We start from the raw sequence: 21,845 nt of genomic DNA, 5'->3' as shown, positions 1-21,845 counted from the left end.
TGCACGTCTCTTGGCCTCTAACTCCTCGCAGGCTCCTGACCGGTAGGATCGGCGACATGATCGATCCCAAGCTCCTGCGAACGGATCCGGATGCCGTTCGCCGCTCCCAGGTCGCCCGCGGCGAGGATCCCTCGGTCGTCGACGACATCGTCGCCGCTGACGAGGCTCGCCGTGAGGCCATCGCCGCCCACGAGAACCTGCGTGCTGAACAGAAGGGGCTGGGCAAACGCATTGCCAAGGCGTCCGGGGGCGAGAAGGCCGAGTTGCTGGCTCGCACCAAGTCGATTGCCAGCGAGGTCTCCGACCTCAAGAAGGCCGCTGACGTGGCTGACGCCAAATTCATCGAACTCGCCAAGACCCTCGGCAACATTGTCATTGACGACGTTCCCGCTGGTGGCGAGGACGAGGGAGTCATCAAGGAGACCGTCGGTACCCCACGTGACTTCGTCGCGGAGGGATTCGAGCCCAAGGACCATCTCGAGATCGGCGAGTCCCTCGGCGCGATCGACATGGAGCGAGGCACCAAGATCGCCGGCTCCCGTTTCTACGTCCTCACCGGCGTCGGCGCCCAGCTGGAGTTCGCCTTGCTGAACCTGGCGATGTCCAAGGCGGCGCAGTGGGGATTCACCCCGATGATCCCGCCGGCCCTCGTCAAGCCCTCGGCGATGGAGGGAACCGGGTTCCTCGGCCAGGCCGCCGACGACGTCTACTACCTGCCCAAGGACGACCAATACCTGGTGGGAACCTCCGAGGTTGCCCTGGCCGCGTTCCACTCCGACGAGATCCTCGACGACGCCGAGCTCCCGAAGCGCTACGTCGCCTTCTCCCCGTGCTACCGACGCGAGGCCGGCTCCTACGGCAAGGACACCCGCGGCATCTTCCGCGTCCACTGGTTCGACAAGGTCGAGATGTTCGTCTACTGCCTGCCCGATGAGGCGGAGGGCTGGCACGAGAAGCTGCTGAGCTTCGAGAAGGACTTCATCTCGGCCCTGGAAATCCCGTTCCAGGTGCTCGACGTTGCCTCCGGTGACCTCGGCCTCTCGGCTGCTCGCAAGTACGACTGCTACGGCTGGTTGCCGACTCAGAGCCGTTACCGCGAGATCACCTCGACCTCGAACTGCACCACCTTCCAGGCGCGTCGTCTCTCCATCCGCCATCGCGGACCTGACGGGGTCGAACCGTTGGCCACCCTCAACGGCACCCTGTGCGCGATGACCCGCATCATCATCATGCTGCTGGAGAACCACCAACAGGCTGACGGTTCGGTGCGCGTGCCCGAGGCGCTGCGTCCCTACCTTGGTGGGCGTGAGTTCATCGAGCCGCCGAAGTGAGCGACGGGCCGTACTACCGGGAACTGCCCGACGGCACCATCAAGCAGGTCAACCCGTTCACGGGTACGAAGGTGTGGACGGTGCCTGGTCGTGGGGCCCGCCCGCTGAGCAAACCGGCCACGCAGACCCGGGAGCTGACCGGGCACGATCGTCAGGCGGCCTGCGCCTTCTGCTCGGACAACCTGCTGTCGACCCCTCCGGAGAAGACTCGGTTGGTGAAGCGGGAGGGCGGTCTGGTGCGGGGCCATGACCTCATGCGCCGTGTCCCGGCTGATCAGCTCGACGACACCGTCCCGGAGTTCCGACGGATCCCCAATCTCTTCGAGATCCTGTCCTGGCAGTACTGGCAACTCAACTGGGGAATGGACCTTCCGCGGGCCTCGCGCGACTGGCAGGAGGAATACCTGTCGAATCCGCGGGGAGAGGCCCATGTTCGGTCGGTCCTCAACGCCAAGTTCAAGGCGATGGGGTCGGACCAGCGCGGTGAGGACCTCGGCCCTAAGGAGCTGCGGGAGGCCTCTGCGGCCTTCTTCGCCGGGGGACACGACGTCATCGTCGCCAGGCGGCACTACACCGACGAGGGGACGACGACGGCTGACGTCGCGGGATCGGCGAGCCTGACCGTCGACGAGCACCGGGCGTTCATGGCCTTGACCGTCGACTCGATGGTCCAGCTGCACCGACACAACGAGCACGTCCGATACGTGGTGGCCTTCCAGAACTGGCTCAAGCCGGCCGGGGCGTCATTCGATCATCTGCACAAGCAGCTGGTGGCCATTGACGAGGTGGGAGCCGACAACGAGTCGGTGCTGCCCAAGGCCGTCCTAGACCCGGGCATCTTCAATCGCTGGGGGCCAGATTTCGCGGTCGAGCACGGACTGGTGCTGGCCCGTAACGAGGGCGCTGTCATGACTGTCGGTTTTGGTCACAGGTACCCCTCGGTCGAGGTGTGGTCGACGGGCCGCGCCGACCAGCCGTGGCGCGTCGACGATGACGGGATTGACGCCATGTCGGACCTGTTGCACGCCGCCCACGTGGCCGTCAGCGATGATGTGCCGGCCAATGAGGAGTGGCATTACCGTCCGATAGGGACCGGGGTACCGGTGCCGTGGCGGATCATCCTCAAGTTGCGCATCTCTACCCTGGCCGGGTTCGAGGGTGGGACGAAGATTTACGTCAACACCATCTCACCGACGACTCTGACCGCGATGCTGTTGCCGAAGCTCTTTGAGGCGCGGGCGACCGGACGAATTGCCCCGATGGACCTCGGGGCGGAGTGTCACATCGAGCCGGGGGTGCTGCGTGCAGGGCGGATCGACTGAGGTCGGTTCCCGATGATCGAGGGTAGCCGGCCTGAGTGGCCGGGAGACGATTTCAGAACCAGCGCCCCAGCTCAACCGCGGTGCCACCGTCGGCAAAGCAGGGAGCGACGTCGTCGGCAATGGCCTTGACGGAGTCGGGCGCATCGCCGACAGCGACTCCGCGTCCTGCCCACTGCAACATCTCGACATCGTTGTTGCCATCGCCGATGGCCAGGACGTCCTTGGGATCGATGCCCTTGAGACGGCACAGGGTGTCAAGGGCAGAGGCCTTAGTCACACCCTCCGGAGTGATGTCGAGCCAGGCCGACCAGCCGATGACGTAGGAGACGCTGTGCAGGTCGAGGCTGTGGGCGAGGTCGCGGAAGGAGTCGGCATAACCGTTCGGATCGCGGATGATGACGCGCGGGGCCGGGCGGGAGCGCAACTCGTCAATGGTCTCAATGTGAAGTTCGCCCTGCAGTTCCCCGGCGGGGAAGAGCTGGTTGAGGCGGTAACCGACGCCGACCTCCTCGACCGCGATGAGCGCCTGCGGGTAGACGTCCATGACGTGATCGATGATGGGTCGCGGATCAAAGGTGACTTGGGACTCGATCTCGACGGGGGACATCGTCGCGGTGACAGCTCCGTTGGACACCACCGCGTGTCCCCCCTGCAGACCGAGGGCCTCATGGACGGGGATCGCTCCGAAGAGCCCTCGCCCGGTCGCCAGGACGACAGGGACGTCGACCTTGGCGACCGCCTTACGGACCGAGTCCGGAAGTTCGCCCTCAAAATCGACGAGGGTCCCGTCGATGTCGAGGGCCACCATACGAGGATTGAATGTCATGTCAGCCAGCCTGCCACCGTGCGATGATCATGCGGTGAACAGAGCGTGACTTTTTCTCAGGCAGCCAACCTCGCGCGGCTCGGGTGCGGGCGCCCGGTCACCGACTCGTATGCGGCGGCCAGGCTGGTCGTCTTGACCTTCGCAGGAGTCTTGCGGCGCGGGGCCGAAGAGGTGTCGCGAGCCCGACGCAGGTGCCGCTTCACGGTGGACAGCGAGCAACCGAGACGGTCTGCGATGAAGCTCAGTGGCTGGTCGGGGTGAGCCTGACGGAGGCTGACGACGTCCTGGGTGGCCACCTGATGCCCGCGAGCGATGACCCCGGCGAAGGATTCGAAGTCGTCGGGACGAACCCGAACCCCCAGGCAGGAGCGAATGCGAGAACGCTGACGCGGGGTTGTGCCAGCAGCGAATCCCGCGACGTCGTGGTCGAGGATGGCGTTCTCAAGGCACTGTTCGAAGAGAGAGCAGGCGGAGCAGGCAGCTCGAGCGCGAGCCTGCAGAGTGCGTTCCAGGCGCTGTTCGTCGGGTGTGGCGGCAGTGCTGTCACCCTCGAGCAAGGGATGCTGGAAGACCGTTCTGAGGTTGGCGCAGGACGGGAGGGCGCAATCGTTCGTCCGATTCACGATGGCTCCTTTCCAATGGGCCAAGGCGGCGTGTTTCAACGTCAACGGCCGTGATGTTACAAGTGCTTTTCGGGCCTCGATCTGACGTTGACGGTGACCAAATTGGACGTCCAAAGAGGCTTGTCAAGCGGATGTGCACGTACTCATTTCAGGGTTATTTGTCGTTGGGGATGGATTGCGGGGGAGACTTCCGGGACAGCCAGATCTGTACTTTCGGACAGCTCGTCGTCGATCCATTCGACTTTCGTCTACATCCCACGGCATCCACGGGGTTGCTGGCCCCGGCGCTCAGTGCCCACGCTTCCCGCGTGGGAAAACCGGCACTGTGCCGGTTAGAGTGCCCGGGTGGATGCAGCAACATACATGGCGCTCGTACTCGCACTTGCGGTCGGTGCCCAGTGGCTCGGATGGCGGTTACGCCTCCCCGCGCTGCTGTTCCTCCTGGTGATCGGTTTCGCACTCGGACAGTGGGTTACCCCCGATGAGATCTTCGGAAGACAACTCCTGTTTGACGGTGTCAACCTCTCAGTGGCAATCATCCTCTTCGAAGGGTCACTTGGGCTCAAGCTCCGCGAAGTTCGTGACCTGGGACGGCCAATCCTTCGGCTGTGCACCGTCACCGCAGGGATCGCGTGGGTTCTCATCACCCTGGCCGCGATGGCATTGGGGTTCGACGGTCGTGTTTCCCTGCTGCTGGGCGCGATCCTCATCGTCACCGGTCCGACGGTCATCAACCCGATCTTGCGTCAGTTGAGGCCCACCCGACGGGTGAGCGCCCTGCTGAGGTGGGAGGGCATCGTCGTCGATCCGCTGGGCGCGATCCTGGCCCTGTTGGTCTACCAGGCCATCAGCAGCATCGGTGGGTCCTCGATCGGACACGGTGTGCTGGACCTGGCGCTGACCCTATTGGTCGGGTTGCTGTTCGCAGCGCCGATCGGGTGGGCCGTCACGGCCATGATGAGGCGTCACCTCATTCCGGACTTCCTGCAGGGCGTGATCTTCGTCGGAGTCGCCGTCGGTACCTGCGTCGGGGCGAACTTCCTGCGTGAGGAGTCCGGGCTGGTCGCCGTGACGATGTTGGGCATCTACCTGGCAAACCAGCGCAATCTCGAGCTCGAGCCCGTCATCGAGTTCAAGGAGCATCTGCAGGTGCTGCTCGTCGGGGTGCTGTTCATCATGCTGGCCGGACGAGTGACGCCATCCCAGATCGGCGACATCCTTCCTACTGGCCTGATCTTCGTCGCCCTGCTCGTGCTGGTCATTCGGCCGGTGTCGGTGATGTTGGGGCTGACGCGAACCGAGACGACTCGTCAGGAGCGGATCCTGATGGCATTCATGGCTCCGCGAGGAATCGTGGCCGCGTCGGTGGCGTCGATCTTCGCGATGGAGTTCAGCGAGTCCGCCAGCCATGTCAGGGAGCAGGCCGAGGAGATTGCCGAGTCTGACCCCGAGCGGGCGAAGCAGCTGGTGTCGTTCGCTGACCAGATGGCGGGGATGGCGAGCCAGGTCGACCGGCTCGTGCCGCTGGTGTTCCTCGTCATCGTCTGCACGGTGGCCATTTACGGCCTGGGTATCGGCAGGCTCGCCGAGAAGCTGGGGCTGGCGTCGGCAAGCCCGCGCGGAGTGATGTTTGCGGGGTCCCCGGCCTGGAGCATCGATACGGCGAAGACCCTGCGCGATTTGGACGTCCCCACCCTCATCGTTACCCGGCGTGCCTACGACCTCTACGCGGCTCGGAAAGCGGGGCTCAGGTGTGAGGCGGCGGACTTCCTGTCCGAGTACGCGACCGAGGACATGGACCTTGCGGGAATCGCGTCGATGGTGGCGTGTACCCCTGACGACGACACGAACTCCATCGCATCGGTGCATTACCGGCGTGCGTTGGGGCGGGCTAACGTGTTCCAGCTCGAGCGTCTGGATGAGGGCGACGCCGAGGACGCGACCACCGGTACCGCGCAGATTCTCAAGGCGAGAACAGCCTTCGACCCGCCGACAACGCACTCGGCGATGGACAAGATGTGGCGCAGTGGGAAAAGGGTGCGTCGGGTCGAGCTGGACGAGAATCGGACCTGGGAACAGTTCCGCCAGGCCATGCCTGAGGCAGTCGTGATGTTTGTCGTCAAGCCGTCGTCGGTGAATGTCGCGAACGTTGACATGAACGGCCCGAAGGACGGCGACACCATCATTTACCTGGGCGATGAGTGGAAGGATGCTCCGGAACCTGCACCTGTCGAGGATGAGGAACCGAAGCGTCAGACGATGTCGGTTCCGTCCTCGGAGGAGGCAGTCCGGGACCGCATCGACGCCGATCGCAAGGCGGCAGCGGAGAAAGCGGCTTCTGCAGGATCTGACGGGTTCGGTCCATCTGGTGCGACCCCGGGCCACGCGGAAAGGGCTGGGCTCGGGCCAACTGTCGATGTGCGTGATGAGGAACCCGTACGGCCCCATGCCGAAGAGTTGAGTCCTGGAAGACCGTCGCCCATGTCGGCGGACTCGCCGAGCGAGTGGTGAGGGAGAAGGGCCTGAGGGGGTTGTGTCGCCCTTGGGCTCTTCTCCGTGATGGGACCTGTCGTCCCCTGCCCGTTCCACCGACTCCGTTTAGCCCCTCTTCCTTTCCCCGCTTCCCGCCCTTCCGTTCCCCCCGTGGTCATTCCGGTCGCTTGTGGGGCTGGCGCCCTCTGTTGTGGCAGCGGGGTAGCCCGCTTGCAGGATCACCACGATGGTTCGGGGTGACAGTGATCGGGAAACAGTGGGGTGGGCCTGTCGGACAGGCGGATCAGCGATTACGCGGCCTGGCGCTTCCTCGCCATCCTGACAGCCGTCCACACGAGTGCTCCGATGATGGCGCTGGTGATGCCAGCGACGAGGAATCCCCACTGCCACCCGTGAGAGTCCATGACGGCGCCAATCAACGGGGCTGCCATGGCCGTGCCTCCGTTGAGGCACGATCCCTGCCATCCGATGATGGTTCCTCGAGAATCCGCCGGCACCAAGTCGGTCAGGGCATCGACGGAAGAGGTAATCGTCGGTGCGCAGAACACACCACCGACGAACAGCAGGATGGCAGCTGACCCAGGGCCGCTGGACATGGAGGGCAATGCGGTCGTGGTGCCCAGGAAGACGAGGAGAAGCGCCGTGGACGCCCCTCGCGGCAGGGCGCCGTACAGCACGCCACCGATCGCCGACCCGAAACCGGAGGCTGCGAGTATCCACCCGATCATCTCGGGATGGCCCATCGACCTCATCGCTGCGACGGTCGTCAGTTCAATACCGCCCAGGCAGAATCCGGTCGCAATGACAGCCAAGAGGATGGATGCCGACCGGGGGGACAACCATGCCATTTTTTGATTGTGAGGGGCTTGAACGACCGGTGCCGCTGACGCTGGGGTCCGTGCGGCGGGCGGTACCGGGTCGGCCTCGGACGGCTCCGTGGTCGCCGGGTTGAGGATCATGAGCCCTGCAGCGCCGATGGCAGCGATGAACCCACACGCCGTGATGGTGATCTGGGTTCCGATGGTCGTCGCTGCAATGATGGCGACCGTCGGGCCGATCATGTAGCAGATCTCCACGGTCACCGAGTCCAGTGACAGCGCGGCACGGCGTCGGGACGTGGGCACGGCGACCATCAAGACCTGGCGTGGGATAGTGAAAATCGGGTAGTTCCACAGGCCGCCTATGGCACACAGTGCGAGGAGCGGGAAATACCCCAGCCAAGGCGATAGTCCCCAGGTGATCGTCGTGATGATCAGAGAGGGAAGCATGGTTCGCCGCAGCCCTTTGCGGTCGACCATGCTGCCTCTCCACGGCCCGGAAATCATGGTTGCGACGGTGACGACGGTCGTCACGGCTCCGGCCCGTACGTAGTCCAGGTGCAGTGAGCTGACAACGTGGACACTCATGACGATTCCGAGGCTGAAAATCGGAATCCGGATGAGAGCCGACAAGAGGAGGGTCGTCCACACCTCCCGGATGGCGATGACATCCCGATAACCGTGCATTCAAGCACTCTATAACGATCTCGCTGGGTAGTGCCGCCGGCGAGTCCGGGCATGGAAAGGGCCGTACACCGTCAGGGATGTGTGGCCCCTCGAGGCTGGGTCAGCGATTCAACGTCCGGCGGAGAGCAGAGGTGTTCTCACTGGTCTTGATGAGGGCAATGACGAACTCGATCTGCATCCTCACGCCAATGATGAACAAGAATGCCGGGATCCATCCCAGGAGAATCGCGAACACGACGAGTACGCCGCTGCCACCGGAGCTGTCGTTAGCGGCTTCCCCGATGGCACTGCCGACGCCGCCAGCTGTGATGATCGCGCCGATCCACATCGCGACGCCGCAGATGATCGTCAGAATGTAGACGATCTTCGCGATCTTAGGCGTCACGTAGTAGTTGAAGGACATGTCGAACAGGGATCCGAAGAATCCCTTCTGGTCATTGTCAGACGGCGATGGGCTGGAGCCAGCGGGCCCATAAGGGTAAGACGGCTGGTTGTTCTGTGGGTAGGGCTGTGAGGGGTAATCGGAGCTATTCCAGTCATTGTGCGGCGTCGTGTTGTTGCTCATGGCAGTAGTGTGCCAGCTGAGGGGGGACTCTGTGCAAGAGCCCACATTCTGAATACTGGGTAACGGCTGGCGTAACTCATTCGGGCCGTCCGAGGTAACCCCGGACGGCCCGAACTCAGGAGGCCAATGATCAGTCGACACCGAATTCCATTGCGGCGGCGTCGAGAGCCTTCTGGCTGTCGTCATCGTCGTCATATCCATTGGACGCGATGGCCGCCGCGCCGCCAGACTCCAGCTGTCCGACGAGGTCGGCATGGCTGGTGAGTTGGCCCTGGTCGGAATAGAGCTCCAGCTTCTCGCGGGTGTCGGCGATGTCGAGGTTGCGCATGGTGAGCTGACCGATACGGTCGGTCGGTCCGAATGCGGCGCCCTCGACGCGCTCCATCGACAGCTTCTCGGAATGGTACGAGAAGTTCGGGCCCGTGGTGTCGAGGATGGAGTAGTCCCATCCGCGACGCAGCTTGAGGGTGACTGACCCGGTGACGGCGCTGGCGACCCAGTGGGTCAGCGACTCACGGATCATGAGGGACTGCGGGTCGAGCCAGCGGCCCTCGTAAAGCAGTCGTCCGAGACGACGCCCCTCGTTGTGGTAGGTCGCGAGGGTGTCCTCGTTGTGAATGGCGTTGACGAGCCGCTCGTAGGCGATGTGCAGCAGGGCCATCCCCGGGGCCTCGTAGATGCCGCGGGACTTCGCCTCGATGATGCGGTTCTCGATCTGGTCACTCATGCCGAGCCCGTGACGACCACCGATGGCATTGGCTTCCAGGACGAGGGCGACCTTGTCGTCGTACTCCTTGCCATTGATGGCGACGGGCATGCCTTGTTCGAAGGAGATCGTCACTTCCTCGGTGTCGACCTTGACGTCAGGGTCCCAGAACTTGACGCCCATGATGGGCTCGACGGACTCGATCGAGACGTGCAGGGACTCAAGCGTCTTGGCTTCGTGGGTGGCGCCCCAGATGTTGGCGTCGGTGGAGTAGGCCTTCTCCTTGGAATCGCGGTAGGGCAGGTCGTGGGCGGTGAGCCAGGCGCTCATCTCGTCGCGGCCGCCGAGCTCGGCGACGAATTTTTCGTCGAGCCAGGGCTTGTAGATGCGCAGCTGCGGATTGGCGAGCAGGCCATAGCGGTAGAACCGCTCGATGTCGTTGCCCTTGTATGTGGAGCCGTCGCCCCAGATGGAGACGTTGTCGGTGTGCATGGCGCGGACCAGCAGGGTTCCGGTGACGGCCCGTCCGATCGGGGTGGTGTTGAAATAGGGGCGCCCGGCGGAGCGGACGTTGAAGGCGCCGCATGCGATGGCGCTCAGGCCCTCCTCGACCAGGGCTGCCTTGCAGTCAACGAGTCGGGAGATCTCGGCGCCGTAGTCGAGGGCGCGGCCCGGCACTGACGCGATGTCGGGCTCGTCGTACTGACCGATGTCGGCGGTGTAGGTGCACGGGATCGCGCCGTTCTCGCGCATCCACGCGACGGCTACCGAGGTGTCGAGACCTCCGGAGAATGCGATGCCGACGCGCTCGCCGACGGGAAGCTGAGTGATGACCTTGGACACGTCGCTCACTCTAGCGCATATATATGCAGCCTTTCAAATGGATATGTGATTTGGTGGAGGTGGTGGAGATTCTGGTGCTGATGGTGGGTGGTGCCATCTCAGCTGGCAGAGACCGTAGGCATTACCCCGATTGCCACACGGGAGCGGGGGAAGGGTTGCGTTGAGGCGAGGGGGTGGGTGGCCGAGTGAGGGCGCGGGAACGAGATGGCCGGGTACACAAAACGACCTGCCGCAGCCGAAGTCGTGGCAGGTCGTTCTCTGTTGAAGGGGCTCAGAGGGTCAGCGCGACTTTTCCGAGCACCTCGCCGGACTCCAGGCGAGCGTGAGCCCTGCCTGCCTCGGGCATGGCGAAGGACTCGACGGGGGCGGGCTTGATGCTGCCGTTGCTGTAGAGCGGCCAGGCGATCTCACGGACCCGCTGGCAGATCTTGGCCTTCTCCTCCAGGGGACGTGGGCGCAGGCTGGTTGCGGTGACGAAGGCGCGCTTGTTGAGGAGCTTGCCGATGTTGAGGTCTCCCTTGATGCCGCCCTGCATCCCAATGATGTCGAGGCGGCCGCCGGTCGCCAGGGCGTCGACATTGAGGCCAAGATACTTGGCACCCATGACGTCGAGGATGACGTCGACGCCGCGGCCATCGGTGGCTTCCTTGACGCCGGCTACCCAGTCCTCGTGGTAGTCGAGGGCGACGTCGGCGCCGAGGTTGCGGCAGAACTCCTGCTTCTCGGCGGTGCCACAGGTGGTGATGACCGTGCAACCGAGGGACTTGGCGTACTGGATGGCGAACTGTCCGATGCCGCCGGCGCCACCGTGGACGAGGAAGGTCTCGTCCTCGGACAGGCTGACGTGGTCCATGTTGGAGATGACGGTGGCCGCGACCTCGATGAGGGTTGATGCGGTGACCGGGTCGATGCCTGCAGGGATGGGGAGAAGCTGGCCGGCCGGGACGATGACGTACTCGGCATATCCGCCGCCGGCGAGCAGGGCGACGACCTCGTCGCCTTCGGACCAGCCGTCGACATCGGTGCCGAGGGAGGAGACAGTCCCAGTGACCTCGAGGCCCATGGTCTCGGAAACGCCCTTCGGTGGCGGGTAGAGGCCTTGGCGCTGCAGGAGGTCGCCGCGGTTGATGCCTGCTGCCTTCACCTTGACGAGGACCTCGCCCGGACCGGGGTCGGGTGTGGGGACTTCGGTCCATTCGATGCACTCCGGACCGGGGCGATGGCGGCCCTTTGAGTCTGTCTTGTCAGTTGGGCGGACGGTGATCGCATGCATACTTCAAGCCTGCCACAGGGCGGGAGTGACGCTGGGATTCTTCACATCACCCATGGGTTGTATCCACAGATTTTCGGGGTTATCCACAGATTTCGGATGCGAGGGTTCTCAACGGTTGTGCGGACCTTCAGGATTGTCGCCATGGTGATGAATGGTGAGCACGGCGGACGCTGTCGACGGCATGTGGCGACGACAACAGCCCTTGTCGTGGCGGTTTTGGGGACGGTTTCCTGTGGTGGTGCTGGGGACACTCCGGGCTCGATGGGCGGAGTGACGCCAGCCCCGAGCGTGGTGACGACGAATTCGACCGCGACTCCGGGTTTGGATGGGCCGAGGTTTGTGAAGGCGACGGCGACACCGGTCCCGGGGACGAAAGAGGATGCGTTGTTCCTGGAGGCGAAGAAGGTTTATGAGACGTACTTGGACGAGATCTACAAGCTCGAGGTGGAGGGTGTGGGTGATTCCTTGTCACCTGAGCTCAAAGAGATTCTGAGTGAGGACGGCGCAGATGCTACGTTCAAGGCGTATATGGAGGCGGAGAAGCGAGGACATCGAGCTTTACCGCTCGATCGTCCGTTCCGTGATGTCAAGATTTCGAGAGTCGCGGGAGAAAATGATTTTGATATCACGATTTTGGGGTGTGCTGACTTCTCCGATTGGAGATTTAAGGACTCGAAGGATGACAAAGTGATATCGGGTCGTATTCGAAGAGATAAGCTTTCAATGGACGATGAAGGCCATGGCCTAATTGTGACTGATGCTGAGTCGGGAGAGGTCGATTCATGTCACGCGTAAAAAACGTCTTTGCGATAGTGATCCTCTCGATTCTGTGTACTGAAGCTCCTGCGTTTGCGGAGAGTTCTGGTGGAGTCAGCGAGGATTCGAAACGGGGATCAATCAGCGTCAGGTACAAAGGCGGAGGTTCCCACCGAAAGCCTGGCATCAATATCGATCGGGGCTCCAAGCACGGCACCCCAGGTCACCGGGGCTCCCATCACAAGCGCCGTCATCCCCATGTCGACAAGCACCGTGATCCCGCGTCACCAGGATCGCCCGAGCCACGCAAGCGGTGGGGGAGTGACGCATACATTGATTCATCCATATTGAACCTCAACCGAATACCATATTTGCCAGGGTTGAATACGCGTGACGACAAGCCGAAGCCTGGTCGTCGAGCCCCGCGTCCTGCACCGACGAGACCTGCTGGCCCCACACCTGACGAGATCAGAGCCTGGTCCATCGACATCGCGACGGGCATTCGATTGGCGAAACCCGTCATCGACATCGAGCCGCGTCCCTCGGCCAACAAGTGGAACATCACGGCCGTAGGGCAGCCATTGTGGTTCCACAACCCAGGGGTTGAGCGTCACACCGCGAGCGACTCCGCACATAGAATCGTCGTATCACTCGACGCACAGCGAGTGGATACCGTTTACGAAACCGGTGAGAAGACCATCCGCTGCACTCACTCGACCCCTCGTCCCGCAAACGCCGATCCGCGCGCCCAATCCCCACATTGCGGCTACATCTACCAGCATCCGGGCAATTACACCCTTCGCATGACTGAGGTCTGGAAAGTCGGGTGGCAATCGGGTGACCAGTCGGGCGAGATCGTCACGACGCGGTCGTCCTCCAAGCCACTCAAGGTCAACGAGCTCATTGGAGTGCTGACAAAACCGGGAGTGCGGTGAGAGCAGGCCCAGGGGCTCGCGGTTCCGATACCCGCGTCAGTGCCCCGATGGCTGGATGCCACCGGAGGTGGTCCTGTTGGGGGCAAGTGTTCCGTGTGTGGGAGAGGAGGGGGAAGGAGGAGCTTCCGAGCCGGACGTTCCGGGGTGGGTGTTGTCACCGTGAATGTTCCGGGCAGCGCCGGAGAACCAAAGCGCACATCAATGGCCATGTGCAGGCCTCATATCCTGCCGTTGCCCGAGACGGTGGGTAGTACCGCCGAATCATGGCTAAGATGTGACCACCGGGCAGAGCTCGGTTGGCGAGATCGCATAGTGGACGAGTGCAGCCGCCTTGAAAGCGGCCGAGGGCAACCTCCGTGGGTTCGAATCCCACTCTCGCCGCTATGAGGTCAGCCCCTCAGGCCTGGCACCCGGGGGCCGAGCCCTCACAGATCAACCTTGCAGCGACGGGAGATGGGGATGGCCAAGAAGAACCTCACGGATCTTCCGCCTGGCACGACCCGGCACGTCATGTCGCCGGAGCCTCCGATCCGTGGCTTCGTCATCGCCGGCATCCTTTCGATCATTGGTGCTGTCCTCATGATCATCAGCATCGCCAACAACTGGCATGAAGCCGTGACCATCCTCTTCATTGCCGTTCTCGCATGTGGCATTGCCCTCGCGGTGACGGCAGCCTGGTCGATGCTCCATATGAAGCTGTACGTCGACCTCGATGACACGGGCTACCACATCCATGGTGCTGGGCAGGATCGCCGCGGCACCTGGGACAAGGTCACCAAGGCAGCCCTCACGGAGTCGCGTTCCCGTCTCACCCTCTACCACGGCCAAGTCGGGCGCACTCACATCGTTCGTCCCGGCGTCGGGAACCCTCAGGAAATGGATGATTTGGCCGTCGACGTCGCACACCGCCTCGACAACTCACGCGGTTACCGTCAAAGCGTCTGACCCCAATCACCGCCCAAGAAGGCCGTGGCATTCCAGAAGTAGTTCGGTATGCCGCGGCCTTCTTGCGTGTCCAACGTGTATGTGGAGAGGAGGGGACGAGGACGTACGATGCATTCCCTGGACCAGGACGGGATCGGTAGTGTGCGAGGAAAGCGATGGTAAATGACGACGTGGCCGGACCGCGTTACCCACGGCCCGGCCACGCCTCAGCACGAAGTTCAACCAGCTGGTGTCAGCTCTCCTCATGCTTTCCAGCATCCGCCTCGCTGAGATCCTCCGGCACCTCGATGGGGCGAACCTTCACCCACAACAAGAACGCTGCCCCGGCGATGAGCAGGCAGATCCCCGCCCACACATCAGCTCGAGCGTCTGCCCCCCTGACCAGACCAGTGATCGTCAGAATGGCTCCGTAGAGCGCAAGCAAGTCACCAATGACGGTACGAATATCCATCGCGCGGGCGACCTTGCGACGATTGCGACGGGCCGTGGAAGTTCCGTTCGGCATGACAACCTCCTCAGAAAATGATGTTGAGAACGACAGTGATGGCAAGCACGGTCATGCCGAGCGGAACCGTGCGTCGATACCACGGGAGGCTCTTCTCGTGCGGATCGACGAAGCTCTCCTTCGGCGTCTCCGAATACACCAGACCGACGAGTTCCGCAGCCGGCTTCGGCGTCGTGAACAGCGAAACCACAACACTGACGATGATGTCGGCGAGGAAGCCGACCGTGGCAGCAAGGAACGCGGTTCCCTGACCTGGCAAGGTGAACACACCAGTCAGACTCATGACCCACACCGTCACGGCGCTGAGAGTACCGACGACGAGTCCCGACCAACCGGCGTGAGGTGTCGACTTCTTCCAGAACATGCCGAGGACGAACGTCGCGAACAACGGAGCGTTGAAGAACCCGAAGAGGGTCTGGAGGTAGTCCATGATGTTGGAGAAGCCGGACGCCAGGAACGCGGTCCCAATCGCGACGACCGTGGCGACGACCGTGGCGATTCGGCCAACCTTGACGTAGTAGACGTCAGCCTTGTCCTTGATGACGTAGTGCTGCCAGATGTCCACGCTGAAGACGGTGTTGAACGCCGAGATGTTCGCGGCCATACCGGCCATGAACGCCGCCAGCAGGCCCGTGATCGCGACACCCGTCAGGCCGGTCGGCAACAGGTTGCGAATGAGGAACAACACCGAGTCGTTGTATTGGACGACGTTGCCCGACGCGCCACCGGCGATCTTCTCGCCCGCCTTCATCCGAGCGATCTCCGGCACGAGCACCGCAGCCAGCATGCCTGGCAGCACGGTGAGAAACGGCACCAGCATCTTCGGGAAAGCGCCGATGATCGGAGTCTTGCGCGCCGACGACAGCGAGTCGGACGCCATGGCGCGCTGCACCTCGACGAAGTTCGTCGTCCAGTAGCCGAAGGACAGCACGAATCCGAGGCCCAAGGTGATGCCGATGACCGACATCACCGGGTCGGTGAATCCCGACAGCGCCTGTCCAGGCCAGGAATGCAACTGTTGGGCAGCCGGGGTCACGGCGTCAGGATGGGCCTCCGCTGCGGCGGTGATCTTGGCCTTGAGCCCATTCCATCCGCCGACACGGTGCAGACCAATAATGACCAGCGGCAGCAGGGAGGCGACGATGACGAAGAACTGCAGCACCTCGTTGTAAATGGCTGCCGACAAGCCACCAAGGCTGATGTAAGCAAGTACGATCACCGCAGCAACGATGAGGGCAACCCACAACGGCCATCCCAGTAGGGCGTGGACGATCGTCCCGAGCAGGTAGAGGTTGATACCGGCAATGAGCAACTGGGCTAGTGCAAAGGAGATCGCGTTGACCAAGTGCGCAGCCGGCCCGAATCGTTTGAGCATGAACTCCGGCACCGAGCGCACCCCAGAGCCGTAGTAGAAGGGCATCATGACGATGCCGAGGAAGACCATTGCCGGGATGGCTCCGATCCAGAAGTAGTGCACGGTCGGGATGCCGATCTGGGCTCCATTTGCCGACATACCCATGATCTCCACGGCACCGAGGTTGGCTGATACGAATGCCAACCCCGTTACCCACCCGGGCAGGCTTCGCCCGGACAAGAAGAAGTCAAGGGAGTCGGACACCTGGTGTCTGGCAGCCAGCCCGATTCCGAGAACGAACACGAAATAGATGAGCAGGATCAGGTAGTCAACGAATCCCGCGTTGATGAGCGTCTCCAACGGCATTGTGTGGGGTGGTCCTTTCTGTCATTACGAGGGCAGTGACGGCGTTGTGGGCACCGCCCCCTCGGGGAACCATAGGCTCCCGACGTGGCAGGGTCACACCCCGACCCGCTATTTTTGAGTACGTAAACATTATGAGTGAGCGAAGTGCCCACCGAGCCGTTGCCATCGTCGGCAGCGGCGGTACGGTCTTCCTCACTGACAACGGTTTTGACGGGCAAAGGAGCCACTTATGTCGCAGACAACTGACGCCTTCGCGGCGGATCCCGAGGCCACCACGATCGGCACGGCGTGGTCGACTGAGGATGGCGCAGGCCGCGCCCGTGACCTCTTCGCTGAGCACATCGGCGGCACTCCCGACGGCGTCTGGGCCGCTCCCGGACGCGTCAACGTCATCGGCGAGCACACTGACTACAACAATGGCTTCTGCCTGCCGATCGCCCTGCCTCACCGCACCTACGTCGCCGCCCGACGTCGAGACGACGACAAGGTTGTCCTCGTCTCCCAGCTTGCCGACTCCATCCTCTCCTGGGAAGGAACCCTCGACGAGATCGCTCCCGGGTCGGTCAATGGCTGGCAGGCCTACACCGCCGGCGTCGCATGGGCCCTGCGTGAGGCTGGCCACGAGATCGGCGGGTTCGAGGCCGCTCTCGTCACCTGCGTCCCGTTGGGGGCAGGTCTGTCCTCGTCGGCAGCCGTCGAGTGTGGTGTCGGGCTGGCTCTCGCGGATCTCTACGACCTCGGCCTGTCCGACTCTGACGCTGGCCGCACCGACCTCGTCAATGCCGCCCGCGCCGCGGAGAATGAGGTCGCCGGAGCTCCCACCGGGGGCCTCGACCAGACGGCGTCCCTGCGTACCACCGACGGCCACGCCCTCCTCCTTGACTGCGACGACTGGTCGGTTCGTCAGGTTCCCTTCGACCTCGACGCCGCCGGCCTGGAACTCCTCGTCATCGACACCCGAGCCTCCCACCGCCTCGTCGACGGTCAGTACGAGGCACGACGTCGCGCCTGCGAGAGCGCCTGCCGCATTCTTGGCGTCGCCAGCCTGCGTGAGGTCGGCGACCTCGGCGCCGCATTGTCAGCCCTCGACGACGAGGAGATGGCCAGCCGCGTCCGTCACGTCGTCACCGAAAATGACCGCGTCACTCAGTTCGCCAAGCTCGTCGACGCCGGACGCATCCGCGAGGTCGGACCGCTCATGGACGCCTCCCACGACTCCTTGCGTGACGACTACGAGGTCACTTGCCCCGAGCTGGACACCGCCGTTGACGCAGCCCGCGCTGCCGGGGCCCTCGGCGCGCGGATGACCGGTGGTGGATTCGGTGGTTGTGCCATCGCCCTGGTCGACCGCGACGTTTGCAACGACGCTGCCAGGCAGGTCGTCAAGGCCTTCCGCGACGCAGAATTCACCCACCCTGATCTCTATGTCGTCACCCCGGGTCCGGCCGCGCTCCGGGTGCAATGATGTGGGGCAGAATTCGCCAGTTCCACGCCCGTCCGACGGTGGACGCGGTGGCGAGCCGGATGCGGGCAGATGGCCCACTGTCGTGAAGGGTGTTGTGATGACCGAGCAACAGCGTCGTGGATCGTCCCGACCCTCGATGGGCGATGTCGCCGCAGCTGCCGGAGTATCTCAGCAGACTGTGTCACGCGTCGTCAATCACTCTGACGCGGTCCGACCGAAGACCGTCGAGAAGGTTCTCCAGGCCATGGCCGAGGTGGGGTACTCGCCCAATTTCGCCGCTCGCAGCCTCCGCTCGGGGCGCACGAGTGCCATTGGCGTCCTTGCCACGGATCTTTCTCGCACCGGCGAGCTGCGCACTGTTCAGGCCATCGTCGACGCCACCCGGCGTAGTGATTTCGCCGTCGTCCTGGATCGCCTCGAGCCCACCGATGACCTCGTCGGGGCCTACGGGCACGCCATGAAGCGGATGTCGGGGCGGGTCGACGGTTTCATCATCGAGGGTCTTGAGCTCGATCGACTTGACGAGCTCGAGGTGCCGCCAGGCGCCCCGGTTGTCGTGGCCGGTCCGACGTGCAGCCGATTCTCGACCGTGGGGTGCGACCAAGCCGCTGGGGTGCGCGCTGCTGTCGACTACCTCCTGGCGTTGGGGCACCAAACCGTCCACCTCGTCAGCGGGCCGGCCTACTCCCGCCAGGCCGCGGTGCGTCGTCAAGCCTGGCAGGAGTGTTTGGAGACCAACGACTGTGATGTTCCCGACGTCGTCGTCGGAGACTGGACGGCTTCGTCGGGATGCGAGGCCGCTCGCCACCTCAAGGCCGCCGGCGCGACCGCAGTGGTGGCCAGTAATGACGAGATGGCGGCAGGCCTCATCATCGGTCTGCTGGACATGGGGGTCCGGGTGCCTGAGGACGTGTCCGTGGTGGGATTCGATGACATCCTGGGCAATCTGGTGTGGCCGACGTTGACGACGGTGCGTCAGGATTTTGCCGCAATCGGTCAGCGTCTTGCCGAGGAACTCATGGCTCAATTGCAGGGGGCTCGTCATGAGCCCACCTCGGAGATGGTGTCGGCTCCGCTGGTCGTTCGAGGGAGTACTGCGGCCCCACACCACTGACGACGGCGGGCCTCACCCGCTCAGGTCACCCGCCTGCGAGGCTCTAGCCGACTCACCCGCCTGCACGGGGGCAGCCAGCGAGGTGTGCAACCCAGGGAGATCCTGCCCAAGCGCCGCTCGTCACGGCTCCTGAGGGTTGTAGGCGCAGGCGTCAGTCACCGACTGCGAGACGTCACGGTTGGTCGACGCGGAACTTGGGGTGGCGCTGTGCGAGGACTTCTTCGGCTCGCTCCGGGCCGGTGTCGGCGTAGCCGTCTTGCTGGGCTTGGCTGCCGAGGCTCCCGTCACCGGCTTGTTCTTGTTCCTGGACTCTGAGACGCCATGGATGGCGGCATCCACCTGCTTGCGGACGAGGTCGTAATCCGGATTGGCCGAGACGAACCCGTGCTTGCCATTGGTGAAGACGACGCGGTTGATGTTGGCGTCACGCATGTTGATGGCCAGGTCGACGAAGGCCGGCAACATGCCCTGCGGGATGTCGGAGACGACCATCTGACCGGAGGCGTCAGCAATCGACTCGAAGCGCGTCAGGACGGTCTGCGGGCTGGCCTGGTCGAGAACAGCCTTCATGAGGCAGGACTGACGTCCCATGCGGTCGTAGTCGGTGCTCTCCGACCGTGACCGGGCGTACCACATGGCGTGGTAACCGTCGAGGTGCTGGTCAGGGCCAACTTTGAGGTAGCCGTCGGGCTTCTTGCCCTCGGTGTTGCCAGCGATGGGCAGACGCTCGTTGACGTTGACGGTCACGCCGCCAAGGGCGTCAATGAGCTTCTGAAGGCCGTCGATGTCGAGCATGACGAAGTAGTCGATCTTGAGGCCGAGAGCCTCACCGGTGGCCAGCTTGAGGGCGTCAGCGCCGGGGTAGTCGGTCTCGCCCATGCGATCGACGTGGTGGGCCGACACCGTCGACCAAATCTCGTTGGCCATGTAGTCGGGGTTGCTGCCGTCGCCGTCCTTCCCGACAAAACCATCAGGGAAGTCCTGGTGGAGTGGCGAATCAGCCGGGAAGGGCATCTTCGCGGTGTTGCGGGGGATCTGGAAGATGGAGGTGTCACCGTTGGAGGTGTTGATCGACGCCACCATGATCGTGTCGGTGTTCATGGAATTATCGGCGCTGTAGTTGCGCGCCTTGGTGTCGTCAGCTCCGACGAGCAGAACGTTGACCCGTGGTTTGGAGGCCCAAATGGCCTTGACGTCCTGGTTGTAGTCGATGGAGGGACGAGTGCCGGAGCGCTGGTCGGTGAAGATCCGACCGAGCATGTGTGCCCCGTCGTAGGCATAGCGCCCGGCGACGGCCAAGGGGGTCGCGATGGTGGTACACAACGCGGTGACGAGGACGGTCGAGAGCCATCGCTGGCCCTGGGTGATACCGCGGGGGCGGAGGTCCAGGTGGGAGAAGGTGAGCAGAGCGACCAGGACGATGGCCAGGATCGGCAGGCCCCAGGTCAGCGCGGTCAGCAGCTTTGGACGTACAACGACGGTTGCTGCGACCGTCGGGTTGGTCAGGATGAAGAAGACGGCGATGGTTAGCGCGATGAGGAGGAAGCCGGTAACCGTCAGTCCCGCGACCCGGCGACGTGGGGTGCGGCTGCGAGACAGGGTCAGGCCGGGAACGATCGCTCCGAGAACGGTCCATCCCAGACAGGTGCGGAAGGCATGATTGAGTCTGGCCTCCTCGTTCCACCGCAATGGGGTGTGCCGACCTCTGCTCGCCGGTGATGACGACGCGGCGCGTCGGGCCGGGGTGGGACATGGTCTTGGCTCGCGGGGCGGCTGCGGGGCATTGATGGGGGGCTCGGTGGCTGAGCGACGTGGACGGGGAAAGGACACGGGTCCTCGCGCTGCGGCCTCGAGGTCCGCGCGACGCAGGACATGGGTGTCCTCGTTGGCCTCCGGGTCGTCCATCCAGTCCGGTCTGGCGGCGTGACGTGGAGACGGCGAGTTGGCGCCGTGTGACTCGTCAGCCATGCTCGTGCCTTTCCGCAAATGTCGATGGGGCGGACCCCATCGTAACCGCTGGCACCAATGGGACGTGGGACCGGCTGGCCAAGGGTCTGCAAATCGCGACACGCGGGGAGACAGCCGCGAGCGGCTGCTCTTGTCTGGGGCGCCGTGGTGTTGACGCGGATGCGAAAAGGGGCCGGAATTGGAGGGATGGGGGTTGAGACGGTAGGCTGACACGGCACTTGGAGGTGTCGCCTAGTCAGGTCTATGGCGCCCGCCTGCTAAGCGGGTTTGGGAGGTAATCCCATCGCGGGTTCAAATCCCGCCACCTCCGCGGATGCCCGGTGACTCCTTTTTGGAGGGCGCCGGGTGCGGTGCTTTCCTGGAGTGCTACTGCCAGGTGCCCATTGGGGTGCCAGACGGCAGTTCGGGTGCCGATGGCTCTCAGATCCGTTGTTCAAGCGGGTTGGATGGGGTTGGAGGTCCTCAAGTTTGCGTTGCAGGATCGAGCGTTGTAACGTTTAGCAACGCGCGCAGCGCCAAGCGCCCGTGGCTCAACGGATAGAGCATCTGACTACGGATCAGAAGGTTGGGGGTTCGAATCCCTCCGGGCGCGCAAGATCGAAACCCCGCCCTCGTGGCGGGGTTTCGTGGTTCTTGGAGGAGTGTGGCAAAGACGCCGGATCAATGCTCCACGGACGTCCATTGGCACGGCGTGTACACCATGTTCCCTGGTTGGGAACTCAGCTCAACGCCATGTTCTTCCCGGCGATGAACCACACGATCGGCCCGATGATCGGGAAACAGAAGCACACCACGATCCAGATCAGCTTCCCGGCTCCCGTCAGCATGTCCGAGCTGAGGATTGACAGCAGGGCGAGAATGAACAGCGCGAGTGGGACAGCGACGGCCAGGATGCACAGAATGGTGAACACGATACCGGTCATGACCATGCCATCCAGCGTACTGGCGCA

Annotated in this window: 18 protein-coding genes and 3 tRNA genes; 11 read left to right on the top strand and 10 right to left on the bottom strand. The window is 63.5% G+C overall.

Annotation, left to right across the window (positions count from 1 at the left end):
- The first annotated feature begins 56 nt into the window (after positions 1-56).
- On the top strand, positions 57-1,331 hold the full coding sequence (gene serS, locus ACP8ML_RS11735; protein WP_117189505.1) for a serine--tRNA ligase: 1,275 nt from the start codon (positions 57-59) through the stop codon (positions 1,329-1,331).
- The gene (locus ACP8ML_RS11730) at positions 1,328-2,653 is read left to right on the top strand and encodes a DUF4921 family protein (protein ID WP_117189504.1); all 1,326 of its coding nucleotides are present in this window, start codon (positions 1,328-1,330) and stop codon (positions 2,651-2,653) included. The genes serS and ACP8ML_RS11730 overlap by 4 nt, the downstream gene beginning before the upstream one ends.
- Positions 2,654-2,705: 52 nt before the next feature.
- On the opposite strand, the gene ACP8ML_RS11725 is transcribed toward ACP8ML_RS11730, so the two are convergent.
- On the bottom strand, positions 2,706-3,461 hold the full coding sequence (locus ACP8ML_RS11725; RefSeq protein ID WP_171048653.1) for an HAD family hydrolase: 756 nt from the start codon (positions 3,459-3,461) through the stop codon (positions 2,706-2,708).
- Positions 3,462-3,535: 74 nt separating this feature from the next.
- Positions 3,536-4,102 carry a WhiB family transcriptional regulator gene (locus ACP8ML_RS11720; protein ID WP_016666425.1) on the bottom strand — a complete coding sequence of 189 codons (567 nt, stop codon included), beginning with the start codon at positions 4,100-4,102 and terminating at the stop codon, positions 3,536-3,538.
- 363 nt (positions 4,103-4,465) lie between these two features.
- Here ACP8ML_RS11720 and ACP8ML_RS11715 point away from each other — a divergent pair, with 363 nt between their 5' ends.
- A complete protein-coding gene (locus tag ACP8ML_RS11715; protein WP_486703075.1) occupies positions 4,466-6,613 on the top strand; it encodes a cation:proton antiporter in 2,148 nt (715 codons plus the stop codon).
- A gap of 272 nt (positions 6,614-6,885) precedes the next feature.
- Here ACP8ML_RS11715 and ACP8ML_RS11710 read toward each other — a convergent pair whose 3' ends face one another.
- From ACP8ML_RS11710 to ACP8ML_RS11695, 4 genes are all read right to left on the bottom strand, one after another.
- Positions 6,886-8,100 (bottom strand): MFS transporter, encoded by a 1,215-nt coding sequence (locus ACP8ML_RS11710; RefSeq protein ID WP_486702942.1) that lies wholly within the window; start codon positions 8,098-8,100, stop codon positions 6,886-6,888.
- 100 nt (positions 8,101-8,200) lie between these two features.
- Positions 8,201-8,665 (bottom strand): DUF4282 domain-containing protein, encoded by a 465-nt coding sequence (locus ACP8ML_RS11705; protein WP_117189502.1) that lies wholly within the window; start codon positions 8,663-8,665, stop codon positions 8,201-8,203.
- Between the two features lie 130 nt (positions 8,666-8,795).
- A complete protein-coding gene (gene argG / locus ACP8ML_RS11700) occupies positions 8,796-10,223 on the bottom strand; it encodes an argininosuccinate synthase (RefSeq protein WP_171048650.1) in 1,428 nt (475 codons plus the stop codon).
- Positions 10,224-10,485: 262 nt separating this feature from the next.
- Positions 10,486-11,487 (bottom strand): NAD(P)H-quinone oxidoreductase, encoded by a 1,002-nt coding sequence (locus ACP8ML_RS11695; RefSeq protein ID WP_117189501.1) that lies wholly within the window; start codon positions 11,485-11,487, stop codon positions 10,486-10,488.
- A 141-nt stretch (positions 11,488-11,628) separates the two neighbouring features.
- Between ACP8ML_RS11695 and ACP8ML_RS11690 the strand changes: the two genes are divergently transcribed.
- From ACP8ML_RS11690 to ACP8ML_RS11675, 4 genes are all read left to right on the top strand, one after another.
- Positions 11,629-12,282 (top strand): hypothetical protein, encoded by a 654-nt coding sequence (locus ACP8ML_RS11690; RefSeq protein WP_117189536.1) that lies wholly within the window; start codon positions 11,629-11,631, stop codon positions 12,280-12,282.
- A gap of 428 nt (positions 12,283-12,710) precedes the next feature.
- Complete coding sequence (locus tag ACP8ML_RS11685; protein WP_117189535.1) at positions 12,711-13,178, top strand: hypothetical protein; 468 nt, start codon at positions 12,711-12,713, stop codon at positions 13,176-13,178.
- Positions 13,179-13,476: 298 nt separating this feature from the next.
- Positions 13,477-13,559, top strand: a tRNA-Ser gene (locus tag ACP8ML_RS11680).
- Positions 13,560-13,637: 78 nt separating this feature from the next.
- The gene (locus tag ACP8ML_RS11675; protein ID WP_016666417.1) at positions 13,638-14,123 is read left to right on the top strand and encodes a hypothetical protein; all 486 of its coding nucleotides are present in this window, start codon (positions 13,638-13,640) and stop codon (positions 14,121-14,123) included.
- 232 nt (positions 14,124-14,355) lie between these two features.
- On the opposite strand, the gene ACP8ML_RS11670 is transcribed toward ACP8ML_RS11675, so the two are convergent.
- Complete coding sequence (locus ACP8ML_RS11670; RefSeq protein ID WP_081302694.1) at positions 14,356-14,628, bottom strand: hypothetical protein; 273 nt, start codon at positions 14,626-14,628, stop codon at positions 14,356-14,358.
- A 10-nt stretch (positions 14,629-14,638) separates the two neighbouring features.
- Positions 14,639-16,348, bottom strand: coding sequence for a sodium:solute symporter family protein (locus tag ACP8ML_RS11665; protein WP_004809715.1), 1,710 nt, complete (start codon positions 16,346-16,348; stop codon positions 14,639-14,641).
- A 229-nt stretch (positions 16,349-16,577) separates the two neighbouring features.
- Here ACP8ML_RS11665 and galK point away from each other — a divergent pair, with 229 nt between their 5' ends.
- Entirely contained in the window at positions 16,578-17,813 is a 1,236-nt protein-coding gene (gene galK, locus ACP8ML_RS11660; RefSeq protein WP_117189500.1) for a galactokinase, read from the top strand.
- Between the two features lie 136 nt (positions 17,814-17,949).
- Entirely contained in the window at positions 17,950-18,927 is a 978-nt protein-coding gene (locus ACP8ML_RS11655) for a LacI family DNA-binding transcriptional regulator (RefSeq protein ID WP_065673898.1), read from the top strand.
- Positions 18,928-19,047: 120 nt separating this feature from the next.
- On the opposite strand, the gene ACP8ML_RS11650 is transcribed toward ACP8ML_RS11655, so the two are convergent.
- On the bottom strand, positions 19,048-20,895 hold the full coding sequence (locus ACP8ML_RS11650; RefSeq protein ID WP_117189499.1) for an LCP family protein: 1,848 nt from the start codon (positions 20,893-20,895) through the stop codon (positions 19,048-19,050).
- A 220-nt stretch (positions 20,896-21,115) separates the two neighbouring features.
- Between ACP8ML_RS11650 and ACP8ML_RS11645 the strand changes: the two genes are divergently transcribed.
- Positions 21,116-21,205: transfer RNA gene (locus ACP8ML_RS11645), tRNA-Ser, on the top strand.
- A 209-nt stretch (positions 21,206-21,414) separates the two neighbouring features.
- A tRNA-Arg gene (locus tag ACP8ML_RS11640) sits at positions 21,415-21,487 on the top strand.
- 127 nt (positions 21,488-21,614) lie between these two features.
- Here the strand turns inward: ACP8ML_RS11640 and ACP8ML_RS11635 are convergent.
- Complete coding sequence (locus tag ACP8ML_RS11635) at positions 21,615-21,824, bottom strand: PLDc N-terminal domain-containing protein (protein WP_004809707.1); 210 nt, start codon at positions 21,822-21,824, stop codon at positions 21,615-21,617.
- Positions 21,825-21,845: the final 21 nt, after the last annotated feature.

It is taken from the genome of Cutibacterium sp. LaCa_255 (assembly GCF_057458005.1).
The sequence above is the reverse complement of the archived record's forward strand: the minus strand, read 5'-3'. Positions and strand labels throughout refer to the sequence as shown.

Bases quoted from the DNA above. Each gene is read 5' to 3' on its own strand.
- serS (WP_117189505.1), top strand. From the start codon at position 57: ATGATCGATCCCAAGCTCCTGCGAACGGATCCGGATGCCGTTCGCCGC.
- ACP8ML_RS11725 (WP_171048653.1), bottom strand. From the start codon at position 3,461: ATGGTGGCCCTCGACATCGACGGGACCCTCGTCGATTTTGAGGGCGAA.
- ACP8ML_RS11715 (WP_486703075.1), top strand. From the start codon at position 4,466: ATGGCGCTCGTACTCGCACTTGCGGTCGGTGCCCAGTGGCTCGGATGG.
- ACP8ML_RS11710 (WP_486702942.1), bottom strand. From the start codon at position 8,100: ATGCACGGTTATCGGGATGTCATCGCCATCCGGGAGGTGTGGACGACC.
- ACP8ML_RS11705 (WP_117189502.1), bottom strand. From the start codon at position 8,665: ATGAGCAACAACACGACGCCGCACAATGACTGGAATAGCTCCGATTAC.
- ACP8ML_RS11695 (WP_117189501.1), bottom strand. From the start codon at position 11,487: ATGCATGCGATCACCGTCCGCCCAACTGACAAGACAGACTCAAAGGGC.
- ACP8ML_RS11690 (WP_117189536.1), top strand. From the start codon at position 11,629: ATGGTGATGAATGGTGAGCACGGCGGACGCTGTCGACGGCATGTGGCG.
- ACP8ML_RS11675 (WP_016666417.1), top strand. From the start codon at position 13,638: ATGGCCAAGAAGAACCTCACGGATCTTCCGCCTGGCACGACCCGGCAC.
- ACP8ML_RS11670 (WP_081302694.1), bottom strand. From the start codon at position 14,628: ATGCCGAACGGAACTTCCACGGCCCGTCGCAATCGTCGCAAGGTCGCC.
- ACP8ML_RS11665 (WP_004809715.1), bottom strand. From the start codon at position 16,348: ATGCCGTTGGAGACGCTCATCAACGCGGGATTCGTTGACTACCTGATC.
- galK (WP_117189500.1), top strand. From the start codon at position 16,578: ATGTCGCAGACAACTGACGCCTTCGCGGCGGATCCCGAGGCCACCACG.
- ACP8ML_RS11655 (WP_065673898.1), top strand. From the start codon at position 17,950: ATGGGCGATGTCGCCGCAGCTGCCGGAGTATCTCAGCAGACTGTGTCA.
- ACP8ML_RS11650 (WP_117189499.1), bottom strand. From the start codon at position 20,895: ATGGCTGACGAGTCACACGGCGCCAACTCGCCGTCTCCACGTCACGCC.
- ACP8ML_RS11635 (WP_004809707.1), bottom strand. From the start codon at position 21,824: ATGGTCATGACCGGTATCGTGTTCACCATTCTGTGCATCCTGGCCGTC.